An 18,173-nucleotide genomic window follows, 5' to 3' on the forward strand; every position below is an offset into this window, starting at 1 on the left:
TCTAAACAATAGCATTAACTTGTGCAAAAAGTTCTTCATTTCTTTTTTGCAAATCGTTGATTTTATTTTTCAGATTTATATTTTCAAGTCTTAGTGCTTGTAAATCATCTCGTGCAACTTGTAAATTTTCTTGATTTGTTTTTAGTGTGTTTGTACCAATTTTAACTTGTTTTTCATATCTTTCAATTAGTGATTCAAGTTTTACCATATCTTCTTCTATGATACTTTTTTCTTCATTCATTTTCTTATACATAGAACGATAAACATTTGCACTAGATATAAAATATAATAATAATATTCCAAGTATTGATGATATTAAAAAATCCAAATTTTTTCCTATACATAAAATAAAGCAAGAACTTTCTTGCTTTATTTATAAAATTATCTTTTTAAATTAATGAGTGTTGTAAGCATTTCATCAGCAGTTGTGATTGATTTTGCATTCGCTTCAAAAGCTCTTTGAAATACCATTAAGTTTACTAAACTTTCACTTAAATCTGCTTCACTAAGTTCCAAAGTTTTACCTTGCATTCCAGCAGTATTATTATTATTTGTGCTATATATTGCTTTTCCTGATTCTTGTGTTGCTTGAAAGTTATTATTACCAACAGCTAAAAGACCTTGATTATTTGTAAATCTAGCGATTGATACTTGACCAACGGCATATTGAACTCCACCTTCCGTTATAGTTATTAATCCAGTCTCATCTACTGAAAATGAACCAAATTTACTATCTGAAATTCCTAATTTATCGAGTCTTAATTGTAAACTTGATTGAGTCGAAGTTTGATCAACCCTTGTAGTTATTTCCATAAACTCTGCACCAGCACCTTTTCTTCCTGAATAATCTGGATTAACTTCAATTAAAGTATCATCTGTTACAGGAGTTGTCGGATGTGTTGGATCAGTATATGTTAATGCAGCATCAAATTCAACATCATAATTTCCATCATTTGTCTCAATAACTAAATATCCATTTACATTTTTTGCTGTTATATAATCCCCTAATTGTGGTCCACTTGCTGTTGTTTGATTATTTATTTCAGTAACAATATCATCTAATGTAACTCCTGTACCAGCATTAATTACAATAGGTACTGCATTTGGAGGTACATTTCCATCATTTGGAACAGGAATATCATATCCTAAATCTTTATCATAAATAGTTATACTAAATTTATATTCTCTAGTTGAAGTTGCTGCAGTTGCATCACCATATAAATCTTGTGTTGTATAAACACTTTGCTGATTACCAGTAACCAATCTTGATAATGCATCTCGTGCATCTTCTAAAGCAGCTTTACCTGTTCCCATTACTGCAGTTGCTGTTGACTGATATGTTCCTTTTACAGTAGTATCTGTTCCTGTAGTTGTTTCACTAACTTCTGTTATTTTAAATTCTGTTCCAGGAATCAAAGATTTTATTTGAATAATCCCTTGTAACATATCTGAAATTTCTGTAGATGCTTCATAAGTTCCATTTGGATCCAATGTATCTAATGTTGGATTTGATGTATTTTTTGCCAAATATGCAACCATTCCACCAGAACCAGAATTTGAAATTTTATCTGCCATTGCTTTATATGTTTCTATTTTTCCAGCTATTTTATCATATTTTGCTATCTCTACTTCCTGATTAGCTGCAGGTAAACCTGATATTGTAGCTGGATCTACTAATCCATAAAGTGTTCTTTCTGTTGCATCCAATGAATTCCAAATATCTGTTCTATAAGTTTCTGTCGATTTTGTTACTACAAAAGGTTGAGTATAAGTATTTCCATTAATTACAACTTTTATTGAATCACCCTCTTTTCCAATAATTGATGTAGGGGGAACTCCCGTTCTAAAATTCACTTGAGATACTTGAGAAATAGAACCTTTTGATGATGCATCAGGATCTTCTTGATATTTTGTTAATAAATTACTGTAATTTTCCGTTGCTAATTCAATATCTTTTAGTTTTGATGCTTTTGTTTTTTGTCCAGCTCCACTAAAAACAGCTGTTGAATCAGATTTTGTAGTTTCATCAACATTTGTAGTTTTTGCGGCTATTGTTTCAATATAATCATTATGTTTTATAATAGCTGAGTCTATGTTTTTTGTAAAAGCACTTGTAAATCTCGTAGCATTTGAATTTGTACTTATTACATCATTTTTTTCATCAATTGAGCTCATTGCCCAACCTTGTACTTCATATCCATCTGCTGTTTGTAATGTTCCAGAGTCACCCATTCTAAGATTTCCAGCTCTTGTATAAAAAGTTTCTGCTGTTCCTAGTGTATTTTTATTTATTACAGTAAAAAATCCATCACCTTGTAACGCAACATCATAATCAACTCCAGTTACTTTCATAGAACCTTGAGTAAAAAGTTTCTCTGCATCTTGTACATAAGATCCTTTACCTATTTGATTTTGATAAATTTGGTCTGCAAAAGATATTCTTGAAGCTTTATATCCAACTGTATTAACGTTTGCTACATTGTTTGATTCATTATCAATTGCTGTTGTTTGAGAAGCAAGTCCTGATACTCCTGTCCATAATGCGCCTATCATAATTTTTCCTTTATATTAAGGTTGATGAACATAATGTTCATACTCTAATGTAAAGTTTACACTAAAGTATGAACACTATATTTTATTAATCCTTTATTTTATCATATCTATTGCTGTTTTTAGAAAATCATCAGAAGTTGTGATTGACTTTGAACTAGCTTCATAAGCTCTTTGATAAACCATCAAAGATGTTAAAGTTGATGAATAACTTACATTTGATCTTTCTAATGATTTTTCTTTTATTTTATTCATGCCATCTGCATTGTATGCTGTACCAGAAGATTTTGTTGCAGAATATTTATTATCACCAACAGCTTCTAATCCTTGTTCATTTCTAAACGCAGCTGTACTAACTCTTCCAACTAAAAATTTATTATCTCCACTTGTAACAAAAACAAATCCATCATCAGAAACACTAGCCTCCCCGAAATCACCTTCAACTAAACCTAAAGTATCAAGTCTTAAATTTAAATCACTTGTTCCATAACTTCCTAAGTTAGCATATTCCATAACATTTGTTATTTCTAGAAATTTCCCACCAGCTTTTTCAACAGCTTCTTTTAAAGCATCTTTTGCACTATCCACCATTGCCATTCCAGAACCAGTGACTGCTTCTTGAGACACAGTAGCATTTACCCCAGTATCGTTCAGCTTTGCATCTGTTATATTAAATGATTTACCTGCTATCAAACTTTCAACAGTTAAAACTCCATCTTTTACACTTGCACTATAGCCTGCTGTATTTGATATTTTATCTGCTAGATCTTTATAAGCTGATATTGCATTCTTTGCTGTATTATAAGATGTCTGAGCATCAACTCTTGCTTGATATGCTGTTTGATATGATGTAACTGCTTGATCTTTTTGTGCTTGTGCTGCAGCTTTTGCTGCTATTTCTGCTGGTGTTGAAGTTGGCATTGCATCTATAACTGCTTGATCAGGAATCGCTGAAAACAAATCATCAACTTGTGTTTGAGTTGGAATTGTTGAAGGATCACTTAATCCATAAGTAGCTCTTCCTTCAGGACTTAAAAAATTATATATATCTTGCATATCTTGTTGTGATGCAGTTCCATCATTATTAAAAGCAACACTAAAATTTTTCCCATCAATATTAAGAGAAATACTATTCCCTTCACTTAAAAGATTTGAAAACTTTGATGAAAAATCTACTTTTGAAATCTGAGAAACAGAGGCAACAGATGCTTGTGTCCCATCATATTTATTCAATTTATTCAAATAATCAGTAATTAAAGCATCAACATCATTTATTTTTGCTTGTGCAGATTTATAGTTATCACCTTTTAAAGAAGAATCATCCGCAGTAGCTGTTTTAGTGTAATCTGTAGTTTTTGCATTTATATTATTTATTGTTCCATTTCCATCATTTATGTTTGTTGAAACAACATTTTTAGAGTATTCTGTTGTAAACATAGTATCTTGAGGATTAGTAGAAGAAATCAATTTACTTTGAGGAACAAGTCCCAAAACATTCATTCCATCTTGAGTTTGTAGCCAACCATCTTTAGTTTGCTGAAAATCTCCAGCTCTTGTATAGTAAATTTCTCCCGCTTTATCACTTACTATAAAAAAACCTTTACCGTCAATTGCCATATCTAAGGTTCCACCTGAAGAATTAATACTACCTTGTGCAAATTGCTTTGATATACTTTGAGTTGACACTCCTTTTCCATATCCACTGTTAGTATATAACATATCAGCAAAAGTTATTTCATCTAATTTATGTCCTGTAGTGCTTGAATTTGCTATATTATTTGATTCAACAGAAATTCCTTTATCATAGTTTGAAATACCAGAAACTCCATTCCATAATGCACTAATCATTGTTTATCCTTTTTAATTATTATGCAGATATTCTTGTTATTGAAGAATATGGGATATCAGTTAATTCTGTTGAATAAACCAGAGTATAAGTACCAGTTAATTCATAATTATGACTACTCACTTCTTTTCCATTGGCATCTTTTACTTTTAATTTTCCATCAGTACCAACTGAAGGTTGACCAATAGAGTCCAATACTAATGTCTCTCCTGTCTTTTCACCTTTTTCATTATAAATATTCCCACTATCGTCATAATTAACAGCTTTTACTTCACCATCAACATTTAATTGAATTTTATCTTTTGCATAAAGTAACTCTCTTCCTTTTACAATAAGACTTCCATCAACATTTTCAATTGATTCAACATAGTAACTTTTTAAACTTCCACTAGAATTTTTAGAACCATTTTCAATACTACTTCCAATTAATCCAGCAGCATTACTTATTGAAGTTTGCTGAAATGCAGTAGAGATTGACTCCAAAGTTGAAATCATTTGCATATTTGCATTTAAAGTTGACATTTGCATTTGTGTTTCAAGCATTTTTGCAGAGTCATAAGGTTTTGTTGGATCTTGCAGTTTTAGTTGCTCAATCATAAGTTTTAAAAAATCATTTGTTGTTAAAGAATCATTACTTACACTTGTTGTATATGTGTTTCCACTTGCATCTGTTGATGTAGTTGATGAAATAGTACTTGCCATGTTATCTCCTTTTATATCATATGCTCATCAAAGAAATATCTAACAACATTATCAGAATCCATAGCATCTTGAACTCTAACTGCTAGTTTCTCATCTATTACGATTATATCACCAGTTCCAATAATACGTGAATTTACATAAATTTCTCCACCAGAACCTGCTGGTTTATGTAATGAAATTATATCACCTTCTGTTAATTTAAGGAACTCTCCAACCGAAATATTTGTGCTCCCTAACATAACATCAACAACAATTTCTGTATCTACTAATAAATCGTAAACTCTTTCACTTATTTCCATAATTAATACTTTTTTTTATTATTTTTACATTATAGCATAAAAATGCTTTTTATATCACCAAATCTAAAGACTCTAACATTGAAGTCACTTTCGCTTCAACACTTCCATCAAAATTACCTAAATCACTTGCTATTACAACTCCACCTGCAATAACATTTGGATCTTCACAAAGTTCTATAAATGGTTCAAGTGATAACTCTGCTTTTAGTATATGATAATCTTTTGGATTTAAATGAATTTTTACTTTTGAAGCAGATTTTACTTTCTCTAAAAGTTGATTTATAGTCTGTTTTGCAATCTTTGAAGAATTTTCACCAACTTCAATATTTATAATTTTTTGTGCAATTGAAATTGATGTTTTTAATAACTTAGTTTCCATTTGAAAAGTTGCCTGCTCAAAAAAAGCAGCATATTGTTTCAAATCTTTTATTGCTTTTACAACTTGAGCATCAAGGTCTTTTCCTTTTGTAACACCCTCTTGTTCTATATTTGTAACTTTTTGAGATATTTCATTTAATTTTATAGTTAGATTCTGAACTTCTTGTAATATTGGATCAATTTTGCCAATAATTTCATTTACTACTACTCTTTTTTCTTCTTCTTTAATTCTGCTTTCTTTTGAGTCTTTATTATCTACAACATCTTGACCTAGTTCTTCATCAATAATTACAGTTTCAGGTTCAGGATCATTTTTTATAAAACTTACTAATTCATATTTTTCTACATCATCTTTTTTTGATACAATTTTGGCAGTTGAATATACATTTTCAGCCATTTTTATATATTCTCTCTTTCAATTATTCCATCTTCCATCATCTTTTGTGCAACATCAAGCATTCTTCTTTGTGCAGCTTCAATATCTTTAATTTTAACTTTTGTAAGCATCTCAGACTCTTCTTTAAATCTATCTTTTACCCTTTGAGACATTGCACTTGTTACTTTTTCAATTTGTTCTTCTGTTGCATTTTTCATAGCAACTGCAACATCAGCTGACTCAACACCTTGTAAAATTTTCATAATATATTCTACATCTAAATTTAATAAATCTTCAAATACAAACATATTATCTTTGATTCTAGTTGCTAAAGAAGTATCAATACCATTAATATTTTTTAAGATATCTATTGATTTTGGACCTAATTTATTTAACATATCAGCAACAACTTTTACTCCACCAACATCAACAATAGAAGACAATAAAGATTCAAGCTTTCTTTCTAAAACAACAGAAATCGTTCTTACAACATCTGGAGAAACATCTTTTATTGTAGCAATTTGAATACTTACTTTTACTCTAATTTCTTCATCTAATTCCATAAGAACATCTGCTGATTTTGATGGATCCATATGTGCTAAAATTACTGCTATTGTATGTGGAGATTCATCTTTTATAAAATCGCTTAACTGTTTTGGATTAATTCCATCAAGATAAGAGAAGGCTTGTGAAGCCATTTTCATTCTTGATAGTTTTTCTAAAACTTCATCCGCTGCTTCTTGTCCTATTGATTTATATAAAATATCTTTTGCAAAATCATATCCACCAGAACTGATAAATCCTTTTGTTCTAGTATAAAGATGAAATTCTTCAAGAATAGCTAGTGAAACATCTTTATTTATTGATCTAATTTGAGTAATAGCAGTTGAAATCTGTTCAACATAATCTTTATCTAAATATTGGAATATTTTTACAGTAGATTCTTCACCTATTAAAACAAAAAATCTTGCAATTTTTTCCAACATTGACATTCCTTTTAGAATGTCAATATCTTCGTAAACATCTGAAGCCATTTACTTTATTCCTTATTTAAAATTTGCATTACCTTCACTTAGTAACAACTCTATCATTCTTGCCATTTCTGCTGGACTATTATTTATTTCTCTATCCAATTCTTCTATAAAAACTTCATATTTTGCAGCTGATTCTTCATCTAAACCTTCAATATTATTCAAAATCTGACTTTTTACTTTTGACTTTAATCTTCCTTGTGCAGTAGCAGTATCAAATTCACTTTCATAATTTGTTAGCATCTCTTTTACAATATCGTCATCATCAGCTTCAAGTTTTTTCTTATTTCCATCACCTAAAATAACAATGTCACTTGAGGCTATAAATTTTTTATAAAAAACAAATAATAAAATTCCAACAATCAAGTATTGAATATAATCTTTATAATCTTGCAAAATTGATTTTATAGTAGACATTGTTCCTACAACTGATATACCATCACCAGAATTTATTACATTTCCAAATTCGTCAACTAATTGCCCATTCTCATTTAAAGCTTTTGCACCTACAAATTTAAAATCTTTAACGGTAATGGTATCACCTCTTCCTCTATCATAACCTATAGCATCTCCTGAAAGTGACTCTAATGAAGCTATAAATTCACCTTTATCAGGATGATCTTTTAAGATAGCTGAATCAAAAGTAACAGAAGCCGTAATTCTTTTTATATTTGTATAATTACCATCTTTTTGAGAGATAACTTTTCTTGAAATTTCATAATTTGTAACTGTATTTGAACCTTCACTATTTGAAGATATTTTTGAACCATCTCCAACAGTTGTTGGAACTTGTATATTATTATCAACACCAGCTACTCCACCATTATTCGGTAACATTCCTTGAGTATTATTTGTATTTTCTATCACTTGTTGTGAACGAATACTTCCTTCTGGACTATAAATTTCTTCTTCAACATCTTTTTTAACAAAATCTAAAGCAACATTTACTTTTGCTACAACTCTTCCCGTTCCTACAACAGGCTCTAATAAAGATATAATTTTTGCTTCATAGTCCTTTTCAATTTTGTCTTTATATTTATTTTGAGCTGCCGATTTTATAGTATTTTCTTCATCTATATTTTGCTCTAATAAGTTTCCATCTTGGTCTATTAATTGAATATTTTCTTGCTTTAAATCAGGTACAGCTGATGCAATAAAATTTTTTATCCCATCAATTTGTTTTTTAGTTAAATGTATTCCTTGTTTCAATGAAATAACAGCTGACGCTGTCGTATCAGCTCTTTTTTCTGTAAAAATTGTCTCTTTTGGAATAGCTATTTTTACATTTGCTTTTAAAACACCAGAAAGAGACTCTAATGAACGAGAAAGTTCCCCTTCTAAAGCTCTTAAATACTTCACTTTATTTTCAAAATTTGTAGTTCCTAATGAAGATTTCTCAAAAATCTCCCAACCAACATGTTTATTTGTTGCTGCTTCACTTGTAACTAATTTGATTTTTGCAATATTTATAAACTCTTGTGATGTTTTTAAAGTAAGATTATTTCCTGAACCACTTACAACAAATTGAATACCAGAAGCTTCTAACTCTTCACTTGCTCTCATAACATCAGCTTGTGTAAGGTTTGAAGCAATTGTATAGTTCAACTTTTTATCTTCTGCTTTTATACTTGAATATATCAAGAAACCAACTACAATTATAAATAATAGAGCAAATCCACTTACTAAAATTATTCTTTGTGATTTATTTAAATTATTTATAAACTTTAAAAGTTGATCCATAAAATACTTATCCTAAATTAATTTTTTGATGAAGAATCAATTACTGATTTAAAAAGATTTGAATCTCTTTTAATTGTTGCTTGAATTCCATCAAATAAAATTTTATTTTTTGATTGTTCGCTCATTTGGCTATCTAAGTTTACGTTATTGCCATCATTTTGTTCAACTAAACCTGGAACTTGAATCAACTTTTGATTTGAGCTTTGTGTAAAATCGAGATTATACATATGATTATTTGTTGTTCTTTTTAGTTGTAACATATTAGAGTTTTTATCCAACTCTTCTTGAAATACTAAATCTTTTGTTTTATAGTTTGGAGTATTTACATTTGCTATGTTACTTGAAATAACTTTTTGTTTTTCACCTCTAAAATTTAGTTGCTCAAAAAGATTACCAGTTACTTTACTTGCTTCCATTATCTAGTATTGCCTCCAACTTTTTCTATCAATCCTGCATTTAAATCATCAATTGTTTTAATTGCTCTTTGTGATTGATCAAATCTTCTATGTGCATCAATTAATTCAACCATAGCTGTTACAGAATTTACATTTGATTGTTCAACAGCACCTCTTACAATCCTTCCATCATTATTTTCAATTTGTTCAGCTTCATCAACATTTTTCACTAAATATGTATTATCACCCATCTTTTCTAGATTTGTATAAGGAGTTTTTGCAACTCCTATTTGTGATTCAAAACCATCTTCTACAACAATAGCTTCATTATCAGCATTTAAAACATTGTTTCCATTTGAGTCAACTAAAAAACCATCTAAGTTTTTAAATGCTCCATCTCTAGTATAAACAATATCTCCATTTTCATTTTGAATTTTAAAAAAAGTATCTGGTTCATTTAGTGCAAAATCCAAAGAGTTTCCTGTCATTACAATAGGTCCCATTTCTGCATTTGTATATCTTGAATCAATTTTAGGAATATTATTTGTTACAACACTCTCTTTTAACATAAGTTTTTGTTGGCTTTCCATTTTATCTAAATAGTAGTTAAATGTTGTTTCTGTTGTCCCTTCTTGTTTAAATCCAAGAGTATTTACGTTTGCAAGATTGTTACTAATTTGATCCAATCTATTAATTTGATTGATCATAGACGCAGCTAATGGATAAACACCTTGATTCATAATACTTCCTTTCTTTAATCTTTTTGAGAAAACTCTGCTATTAATTTATCTAGGTCATCACCTACTAAATCTTCTGTCTCATCACCATGAATATGTTTTGCCATAGGTAAATTTGTAGTTTTACCATCATCTTCAAATAAATTATTTAAATAAATAGATAATTTTCTAATAACTGACATTACCCTTTCAATTTTTTGTCTGTTAATATCATTAAATTGCATCAATTCCATTCCTTGGAAAATATGCATATCTTCATCATTTAATAGAGCTTTTAATTTCTCTAATGAATCTTTTACGGTATGAATATTTTTTAAATGTTCATCAAAAATCTTTATATTAGGAAATTTATTATTTAAAGAGACTAATAGATTAGTTTCAGCTGTAATAAAACTATCGTACTCTTTAAATGCTTTTCTAAGCTCATTATTATTATCAAGCCCTAAACTCAAAACGTCAAATATTTGAGAAACTTTCTCTTCAGAATCATTTGCAACTTGACTCAGTTGAGTTACAACTTTCGTATCACTTTCAGCAGGGAAAGGGAAAACTCCTTCATTTATTTTTGAAGAAGTCCAATCTTTTACTATTTCATCTTCTGTTCTATCTGATTTATCATCATCTTGAATTTTTTTAACATTTTCTGAAGAAGAAACTAATTCTTTTGGTGAGTTAATTTCAATATCATTTAATAAATTTTCTATTTCATTTATTTTATTGTTTTTATTTGCATTATCTTCATTTGGAATATTCGCCACCGAAGTTTCTATGCTCTCTTGTACTTTTGTTGTGTCATCTTTATCTTTGATCTCTTCTGTTTGAGATAGAAGTTCTTCTATCTCTTTTGTATTGACTTTTGCAGGTTCTATAGCTTCTTCTGTTTGTTCGCTATTTCCATCACTTGCAATGTCTAAACCACTCATCAAAGCTTCAATGTCTTCTTGACTCATACTCATGATAAAACCTTATATTATTTTTTTAATACACCATCTAATTTTTCTTTTAAAACTTCTGCATTAAAAGGTTTAACAATATAGTTATTTACACCCGCTTTTAAAGCAGTAATAACTTCACCTTTCCCACCTTCTGTTGTAATCATAATAATTGGGGTTTTTTGATGTGTTCCTTCAGCTCTGACTTTTTTTACAAGTTCTAAGCCATTCATATTTGGCATATTCCAATCTGTTAAAATTACATCATAGTGTCCTTCACTAAGAAGCTTCCAAGCTTTTAATCCATCTTCTGCTTCATCAAAGTTTTCCTTAGTAAATCCTAATTGCATAACTACATTGGCAATGATTCTTCTCATTGTAGAGCTATCATCAACTATTAGAATTCTCATTTGATTCCCTTTATATATTAATATATCAATAAGCTATGCATTATATATAATTTGTTTTAAATTTTTACTTAAGATTATAAAATGATAAGTTTTAAATTTTTATCAGAATTTAATGCTATATAAAATATAATTAATGCTATATGTAATAGAAAGGATATTCTATGATTAGAGGACTTTATACAGCAGCAACAGGAATGAATGCGATGCAACATCAAATTGATGTTACTTCAAATAATATTGCAAACGTAAATACAACAGGTTTTAAAAAAGACAGAGCCGAATTTCAAGACTTGATGTACGAATCGCTAAATTATACAGCAGGTAGAACTACTCAAACAACTTTAAATCCAACTGGTATTGATGTTGGTCTAGGAGTTAGGATATCAAACATACAAAAAGAGTTTACAGAAGGTGACTTAAAATCAACAGGAAATCCTCTTGATATTGCAATAGCTGGAAAGGGATTTTTTCAAATTACACTTCCAAGTGGAGAAACAGCTTATTCAAGAAATGGTAATTTTAAACTAAATGAAGAAGGAACAATAGTAAATGGAAATGGATATCCATTACAACCTGAAATTGTTGTTCCAAATAATGTAAAAGATATATCTGTTGGAACAGATGGTCTTGTAACTGCAAAAGATCCACAAACAGGTGATACCATAGAATTAGGACAAATAACTCTTGCAGATTTTATAAATCCAGCAGGATTAACACCACTAGGAGATTCACTATTTATGCAAAGTGAAGCTTCAGGTGATGTAATAGAAGGAGATCCAACAACAGAACAATTTGGAAGTTTAAAACAATCAATGCTTGAAAGTTCAAATGTAAAATTGGTTAATGAAATGGTTGATTTAATAACAGCACAAAGAGCTTATGAAGCTAACTCAAAAGCAATTACAACTGCTGATAATATGCTGGATATAGTTAATAGATTAAAAAATTAATTAGTTTAAAAATTTAGCAATGAATTTAGATGAATTAAAGAAAAGGCGAGAACAAAACTTTTTATCTCATAAAAAGAAAAAAAGAGAATACTATCTTAAAAATAAGATGAAAAAAGAGATAGATTACGAAAAAGAGTTAAATGACGATAACTTTTTATTGAAAATGAAAAGTATTGCTTCTCAACAAAAGCAATATATTGACAATAGAAAAGAATCTATAGTAGCAAAGATAAATGATTATAAAGAATCAAAAAAAGCTTACTATGAACAAAATAAGGCAAAAAGACTTGAATATGACAAAGAGTACAGAGAAAGAAAAAAAGAAGAATTAAGAGAATATAGAAAAAAGTACTATGAATTAATGAAAGAAAATAAATTAAAAAAAGAGTAAAAATGCCAAATAAAGAATCTGAAAATAAGAATCCTAATGTTGAAGAGAAAAAAGCTACTGATACAGTAGATGAGACAATAGAAGAAAATTCTGAAAATAAAGATGGGTTAAAAAGCAATAATTTTTTAAGAAAAATTCTAATATATGTGATAGCTTTTTTAATATCTATTCTTGTTATAATATCTATTTTTTACATTTTTGATTTTTTTGTTTCAAATAAAGAAGAAAAAAATACTCAAGTAGTAATAGAAACTCCAGCACAAACAACAACTACTCAAGAAGAGCCTCAAGCAGTTGCAAAACATGAAGAACCTGCAAAACATGAAGAGTATAACTTTGATTTTAATAATTTAGATCCAGATAAACTAAATGAGCAGTTATCACTACTTACAAACAAAAATATTGAACAAAGTAGATTGGAAAAATTAAAAGCAGAAAATGAAAAAAAATTACTTGAAGAAAAGAAGATAAATGAACCTGTTTTAAAAGACAATGCAACAGTACAAAATGAAACAACAAAAACTGAAAATAATAAGACTCAAAATAATGATACCTTAAAAAACAGTAATCCTGTTTTAAACCAAAGCCCATCAAATAATGAAAAAATAACTACTAAAACATCGAGCGAACAGACTATAAAAAAAGAAGATACTTCAACGCAACAAACAACAGAAACATCAACTCCTACTTTTATAAAATTGATAAATGTAGCTAAAATAAAAGGTGAATTGAAGAAAAATTTCCTAGATAAAGTTATTTCTATAAATCCAAACGTTCATTTATGTAGAGATGAAGAGAATATTATAGAGTTATACTTTGGACCTTTTTCTGATGATCAAACAAGAAAAGAGTTATATAATAAGTTAGTTTCTAAGGGTTTTAAAGAGGCTTATGAATTAGAAATGACTCAAGAAGCATTTGATAAAAGTTGTAATTATTAAGAGTTTTCTAAAATATCAAAAGAATTAATTACATCAATTCTTTTATTTTCAATATCAATATTTAAAATAAATTTATCAAAGATATGAGGTATTAAAAAGTTTTTAGGCAAAGCTTTTTTTACAAGTTCACTATCTGTTATTATCTCTAAATAATCATTTAATGGATATCTATGTATCTCTTTTACAGTACCCAATTTTAAATTATTTTCAAAAACTTCACATGAAATTAAATCAAACCAAAAAAATTCATTTTTAGCCAATTTACAATTTTCTTTTGTTTGTTCTATAGTTGCATAAAGTTCTTGATTTGTAAGTTTTTTTGCTAGTTCTACATCTTCATAGTTTTCAAATTTTACAAGTTCTCTTGAAGAGTTATATTCTAAAACTTTTAGTTGAAGATTTCTATTTGTTGTAAAAGTAACACCTTTTTTAAATTGCTCAGGAAAATCAGAGTCAATAAAAAGTCTTAAATGACCTTGTAGACCAACTGTTTTTCCAAGTTTTGCAACATAGACATTACTATTCATAGACAATTATTTTACTACTACTTGTATTTTATAAGAAATACCATCTTTTGCTTTACAACCATTAGCCATAGTTTTTAAAGCATTTATCATATTACCATTTTTACCGATAAGCTTGCCAATATCAATGCTATTTACAACAATCGTTATCTCAGCAAAATTATCATCAATTATCTCTTTTTTAACTGTAACATCTTCTGGTACGCCAACAATAAGTTTCGCATAATTTTCTATAAATTGAGTTATCATATTTTTCTACAAATTATTTTGAAGCTAATTTTTTAACTTTTTCAGATGGTTTTGCACCAACACTTAACCAATAGTTATATCTCTCTTCATCAATTTTTAAAACTTTTGGTTCAACAACTGGGTTAAAATAACCAATTGATTCAATCCATCCTGAATCTCTTCTTTTTCTTGAATCTGTTACAACGATTCTGTAAAATGGTTTTTTATTTCTTCCCATTCTTGTTAATCTAATTACTGTCATGTTTTCTTTCCTTTTTCGAATTATAGTATTGAATTCTAAACTCTTTTTTTAAGTTCACAGCTCAACACTATTTAATAAAATTATCTTGGAATTTTTGGCATTCCACCTGGTCCCATTTGAGACAACATATTTTGTAAACCTTTCATTCCACCTTTAGAAGAAAGTTGTTTTGCCATTTTTGAAGCATTTTTAAACTGTTTTAATATCTTGTTTACTTGAACTTCAGATAATCCAGAACCTAAAGAAATTCTTTTTTTTCTACTTGCGTTCATAAGTTCTGGGTCTTCTCTCTCTTTTGGAGTCATTGAACTAATAAGTGCTTTGATTCTTTTTAATTCAACTGAATTTTCAAAATCCATATCTTTTAAAGCTGGAGCCATAGAAGAAAGTCCAGGAATCATTCCAATAATAGATTTCATACTTCCTAGTTTGCTCATCATAGAAAGTTGCTCTAAGAAGTCATTAAAGTTAAATGTACCTTTTTTGATTTTTCTACTAACATCTTTTGCTTTTTTTGCATCCATTATTGCAGAAGTTTTTTCAGCAAGTCCTTCAATATCTCCAAGTCCTAAAAGTCTTGAAACTATTCTATCAGGAATAAAGACCTCCAAATCTGGCATTTTTTCACCAATACCAATAAATCTTAAAGGAACTTCAACTTGATTTGCAATACTAAGTGCTACCCCACCTTTTGTATCACCATCATATTTTGATAAAATAACTCCATCAATTCCAATTTTTTCTTTAAAAGTAATTGCCGTTTTAGTTGCATCGTGTCCTGTTAATGAATCTGCTACATAAAAAATTTCATTTGGATTAATTGCATCTTTGATATCTTTTAATTGCTTCATTAACTCTTCATCAATAGCAAGCCTTCCAGCTGTATCTATTAAAAAAACATCATAATGTTCCTTTATAGCTTTTTCTTTTGCTTTTAATGCAATTTTTACTGGATTTTTTTCATTATCATCAAAATAAATATCAACTTCAATTTGAGCTGCTATTTGTTTTAACTGTTCAACTGCTGCTAATCTTTGTAAATCACAAGCAGCAACTAATACTTTTTTCTTTCTAATTTTTAAATAGTTTGCTAACTTTCCAGTAGTAGTAGTTTTTCCACTACCTTGTAATCCTGTCATTAAAATAGTAGTTGGAGGAGTTGAAGCAAAAACAAAACCTTGATTTCCATTAGCTGTTAAAAGTCTTGTTAGCTCACTTTTTAAAGCTTTTAAAAATGAGTCTTGTCCAATACCAGCAGTTTTTGTTTGTAATTCAACAGCAGTTATTAGCTCTTTTGTTGTTTTGTGATGAACATCTGCTTTTAACAAAGCTTTTTTTAATTCAGCTGTTGCTTTATTTAAAGCTGTTATATCATCTTGATATCTAATTTTATTTACTGCATTTCGTATCGAACCTGTTATTGAATCAAACAAAATTTCTCTCCACATTAATTAAAGTTTGTGAGTTTACAAAAGATTTACTTTAAAATAGTTTAAAAAGAATAGTATTTAAGATTATTTTTAGGTTTTACTTATATTAAAGCCCATTATTATGGACTTTGATATTTTTTAAAAGCTTAAAAATTAATTAAAATCATACACTTTGAACTCTTTTGGTTCATGTGCTTCAAATGTATAATCAAATATTTTTGTGATTTTTGAGTGAAGTAAAACTCTATTTACATTTGAACTAACTCTTCCATAAATAGCATCACCAATAATAGGTAGCCCAACAGAATTTAAATGAACTCTAATTTGATGAGTTCTTCCACTTTCTATTACAACTTTTATTTTTGATTTATTTCCTTCAACTAATAAAGGATAAACCGTGCTTTTTGCAGGTTTTCCTCTTTTTACATCGATTTTTGATTTTGCCATTCCTCTATCTTTTGTTGTTAAAATTGGTTTATCAATTTCTATTTCATCAACAACTTTCCCTTCAACAATAGCAACATACTCTTTATAAACTCTGTTAGCTTGAAACTCTTTAATTGCTTTTTTTTGAAACTCTTCATTTTTTGCAAACATCATAACACCACTTGTTTCTTTATCAAGTCTATTAAGTAAAATTGCATTTTCAAATTTTTTACAAACTTCATCAGCAGTTAAAAAAGCTGGTTTATCTACAACTAAAATATCTTTATCTTCAAATATAACTTTTACTTTATTTATCTCTTTAATTGTAAATTTTGTATCAGTTCTAATTTCACCTCGGGCTATTAAAACTTTTTTATCACCTACTTTTACAACACCTTTATCTATTAATTCTTTTGCTTTAGAATTTGATATTTTTTCTTGAAGTGCAAGTAATTTATATGCTTTATCATATGTTACAGCCATTTATTTATCTCCTTAATAATAGGCTCAAATGAACCTGCTTTTGTTAAACTTGGTTTTTCTAACTCTTCTAACTTTTCTAAATAATTACCCAACTCATTTTCTTCTATTAAGTAATAATTATTTATACATTCAAAAAGTGATTTTTGATTAAAAATATTTTTTCCACTTATTAATTTACAACCAAAATATGCAGGCTCTATTGGATTGTGTCCACCAATTTTTTCAAATGCTCCACCAAGAATCACAACATCTGAAATTGCATAAATATCATTTAATATCCCCATTTTATCAACTAAAATTATATCTGAATTAAAGTTTTCATTATCACTATATTTATGATATGTTAAATTTTTATTTTTTATATACTCTTTAATTAAATTATCAACTTTAATAAATCTTTCAGGGTGCCTTGGAACAATAACCAACTTTCCAAACTCTTTTTTGTAAGATTTTAAAACTAATTCTTCTTCATTTTCATGTGTACTTCCTGCTGTTATTAAAACCCCTTCAGGTTTTTCTAAATCAAGTTTTTTAGAAGGAAGTTGCGCTAATTTTATATTTCCAATAACTTGAATATTTCTTGCACCTAATTCTTCAAGTCTAGTTTTATCTACTTCACTTTGTGCAAAAACTTTATCAATATCTTTAAAAATCATCTTATAAAAAAATGCAAATTTTTTATAAGAATTATATGATTTATCTGAAATTCTAGCATTTATTAAAAAAGTTTTTGCACCTTTTCTTTTCGCAACTAAAAAAAGCATATACCAAAGTTCTGCTTCCATAACAACTAAAACTTTTTGTTTAGTTATCCAAAAAGGTAAAAAAATCTCAAAAGGTAAAAATCTTACGTTTTGAGTTATCATTTTTGCTTCATCAAAACCTGTATTTGTAATAACAGAAAGATTTACATTATCTTTGTAATTTTCAATTAATGGTTTTATAGCTCTTGTTTCACCCATAGAACAACTGTGAAACCAAATTTTATTTTCTTCAAACTTTTTATTATCTACTAAAAAAAATTTTGACGGAATTGCTTTTTTATATTTTGGATTTCTTGATTTTAATATTAAATAAGGAATTGCAAGTATATATACAATAGTTAATATAAGAGTATAAAATATACTAAACAAAAAGCTCAA

The 18,173-nt window shown here is 28.3% G+C and carries 21 protein-coding genes; 3 read left to right on the plus strand and 18 right to left on the minus strand.

The features are described from left to right. Position 1: 1 nt before the first annotated feature. The 12 genes from CKV87_RS09780 to CKV87_RS09835 form a co-directional block, all read right to left on the minus strand. The gene (locus CKV87_RS09780; RefSeq protein WP_004511316.1) at positions 2–328 is read right to left on the minus strand and encodes a hypothetical protein; all 327 of its coding nucleotides are present in this window, start codon (positions 326–328) and stop codon (positions 2–4) included. Positions 329–381: 53 nt separating this feature from the next. After that, entirely contained in the window at positions 382–2,553 is a 2,172-nt protein-coding gene (locus CKV87_RS09785; RefSeq protein ID WP_012147862.1) for a flagellar hook-basal body complex protein, read from the minus strand. Positions 2,554–2,646: 93 nt separating this feature from the next. Then, positions 2,647–4,398 (minus strand): flagellar hook-basal body complex protein, encoded by a 1,752-nt coding sequence (locus CKV87_RS09790; protein ID WP_012147863.1) that lies wholly within the window; start codon positions 4,396–4,398, stop codon positions 2,647–2,649. 19 nt (positions 4,399–4,417) lie between these two features. Beyond that, the gene (locus CKV87_RS09795) at positions 4,418–5,098 is read right to left on the minus strand and encodes a flagellar hook capping FlgD N-terminal domain-containing protein (protein ID WP_004511319.1); all 681 of its coding nucleotides are present in this window, start codon (positions 5,096–5,098) and stop codon (positions 4,418–4,420) included. An 11-nt stretch (positions 5,099–5,109) separates the two neighbouring features. Then, positions 5,110–5,397 carry a FliM/FliN family flagellar motor switch protein gene (locus CKV87_RS09800; protein WP_004511320.1) on the minus strand — a complete coding sequence of 96 codons (288 nt, stop codon included), beginning with the start codon at positions 5,395–5,397 and terminating at the stop codon, positions 5,110–5,112. A 49-nt stretch (positions 5,398–5,446) separates the two neighbouring features. Beyond that, positions 5,447–6,172 carry a FliH/SctL family protein gene (locus CKV87_RS09805; protein ID WP_012147864.1) on the minus strand — a complete coding sequence of 242 codons (726 nt, stop codon included), beginning with the start codon at positions 6,170–6,172 and terminating at the stop codon, positions 5,447–5,449. A 2-nt stretch (positions 6,173–6,174) separates the two neighbouring features. Continuing rightward, on the minus strand, positions 6,175–7,185 hold the full coding sequence (gene fliG, locus CKV87_RS09810; RefSeq protein ID WP_004511322.1) for a flagellar motor switch protein FliG: 1,011 nt from the start codon (positions 7,183–7,185) through the stop codon (positions 6,175–6,177). A 12-nt stretch (positions 7,186–7,197) separates the two neighbouring features. After that, positions 7,198–8,922: a flagellar basal-body MS-ring/collar protein FliF gene (gene fliF, locus CKV87_RS09815; protein WP_012147865.1), complete on the minus strand. Its 1,725-nt coding sequence runs from the start codon at positions 8,920–8,922 to the stop codon at positions 7,198–7,200. 17 nt (positions 8,923–8,939) lie between these two features. Continuing rightward, complete coding sequence (flgB, locus tag CKV87_RS09820; protein WP_004511324.1) at positions 8,940–9,338, minus strand: flagellar basal body rod protein FlgB; 399 nt, start codon at positions 9,336–9,338, stop codon at positions 8,940–8,942. Further along, the gene (locus tag CKV87_RS09825; RefSeq protein WP_012147866.1) at positions 9,338–10,057 is read right to left on the minus strand and encodes a flagellar hook-basal body protein; all 720 of its coding nucleotides are present in this window, start codon (positions 10,055–10,057) and stop codon (positions 9,338–9,340) included. Before CKV87_RS09825 ends, flgB begins: the two co-directional genes overlap by 1 nt. Positions 10,058–10,071: 14 nt before the next feature. Beyond that, the gene (locus CKV87_RS09830; protein ID WP_169712283.1) at positions 10,072–11,004 is read right to left on the minus strand and encodes a hypothetical protein; all 933 of its coding nucleotides are present in this window, start codon (positions 11,002–11,004) and stop codon (positions 10,072–10,074) included. Positions 11,005–11,024: 20 nt separating this feature from the next. Continuing rightward, the gene (locus CKV87_RS09835; protein WP_012147868.1) at positions 11,025–11,396 is read right to left on the minus strand and encodes a response regulator; all 372 of its coding nucleotides are present in this window, start codon (positions 11,394–11,396) and stop codon (positions 11,025–11,027) included. A 161-nt stretch (positions 11,397–11,557) separates the two neighbouring features. Between CKV87_RS09835 and flgG the strand changes: the two genes are divergently transcribed. From flgG to CKV87_RS09850, 3 genes are read left to right on the plus strand one after another with little or no spacing between them, the layout of a single operon-like run. Beyond that, on the plus strand, positions 11,558–12,346 hold the full coding sequence (gene flgG, locus CKV87_RS09840) for a flagellar basal-body rod protein FlgG (protein ID WP_012147869.1): 789 nt from the start codon (positions 11,558–11,560) through the stop codon (positions 12,344–12,346). Between the two features lie 19 nt (positions 12,347–12,365). Continuing rightward, positions 12,366–12,737 carry a hypothetical protein gene (locus CKV87_RS09845; protein ID WP_012147870.1) on the plus strand — a complete coding sequence of 124 codons (372 nt, stop codon included), beginning with the start codon at positions 12,366–12,368 and terminating at the stop codon, positions 12,735–12,737. A gap of 2 nt (positions 12,738–12,739) precedes the next feature. Continuing rightward, a complete protein-coding gene (locus tag CKV87_RS09850) occupies positions 12,740–13,678 on the plus strand; it encodes a hypothetical protein (protein WP_012147871.1) in 939 nt (312 codons plus the stop codon). Here CKV87_RS09850 and rimM read toward each other — a convergent pair. The 6 genes from rimM to waaA all read right to left on the minus strand — a co-directional run bounded on the left by rimM (position 13,675) and on the right by waaA (position 18,173). Beyond that, positions 13,675–14,211 carry a ribosome maturation factor RimM gene (gene rimM, locus CKV87_RS09855; protein WP_012147872.1) on the minus strand — a complete coding sequence of 179 codons (537 nt, stop codon included), beginning with the start codon at positions 14,209–14,211 and terminating at the stop codon, positions 13,675–13,677. The genes CKV87_RS09850 and rimM overlap by 4 nt on opposite strands. After that, positions 14,212–14,451, minus strand: coding sequence for a KH domain-containing protein (locus CKV87_RS09860; protein ID WP_004511332.1), 240 nt, complete (start codon positions 14,449–14,451; stop codon positions 14,212–14,214). A gap of 13 nt (positions 14,452–14,464) precedes the next feature. Continuing rightward, positions 14,465–14,692 carry a 30S ribosomal protein S16 gene (rpsP, locus tag CKV87_RS09865; protein ID WP_004511333.1) on the minus strand — a complete coding sequence of 76 codons (228 nt, stop codon included), beginning with the start codon at positions 14,690–14,692 and terminating at the stop codon, positions 14,465–14,467. Between the two features lie 80 nt (positions 14,693–14,772). After that, a complete protein-coding gene (ffh, locus tag CKV87_RS09870; RefSeq protein WP_012147873.1) occupies positions 14,773–16,125 on the minus strand; it encodes a signal recognition particle protein in 1,353 nt (450 codons plus the stop codon). Between the two features lie 150 nt (positions 16,126–16,275). After that, positions 16,276–17,031, minus strand: coding sequence for a pseudouridine synthase family protein (locus tag CKV87_RS09875; RefSeq protein ID WP_004511335.1), 756 nt, complete (start codon positions 17,029–17,031; stop codon positions 16,276–16,278). Continuing rightward, positions 17,022–18,173: a lipid IV(A) 3-deoxy-D-manno-octulosonic acid transferase gene (gene waaA / locus CKV87_RS09880; protein WP_012147874.1), complete on the minus strand. Its 1,152-nt coding sequence runs from the start codon at positions 18,171–18,173 to the stop codon at positions 17,022–17,024. The genes CKV87_RS09875 and waaA overlap by 10 nt, the downstream gene beginning before the upstream one ends.

The sequence above is a fragment of the Aliarcobacter butzleri genome, from assembly GCF_900187115.1.
GTDB classification, from domain to species: Bacteria; Campylobacterota; Campylobacteria; order Campylobacterales; family Arcobacteraceae; genus Aliarcobacter; species Aliarcobacter butzleri.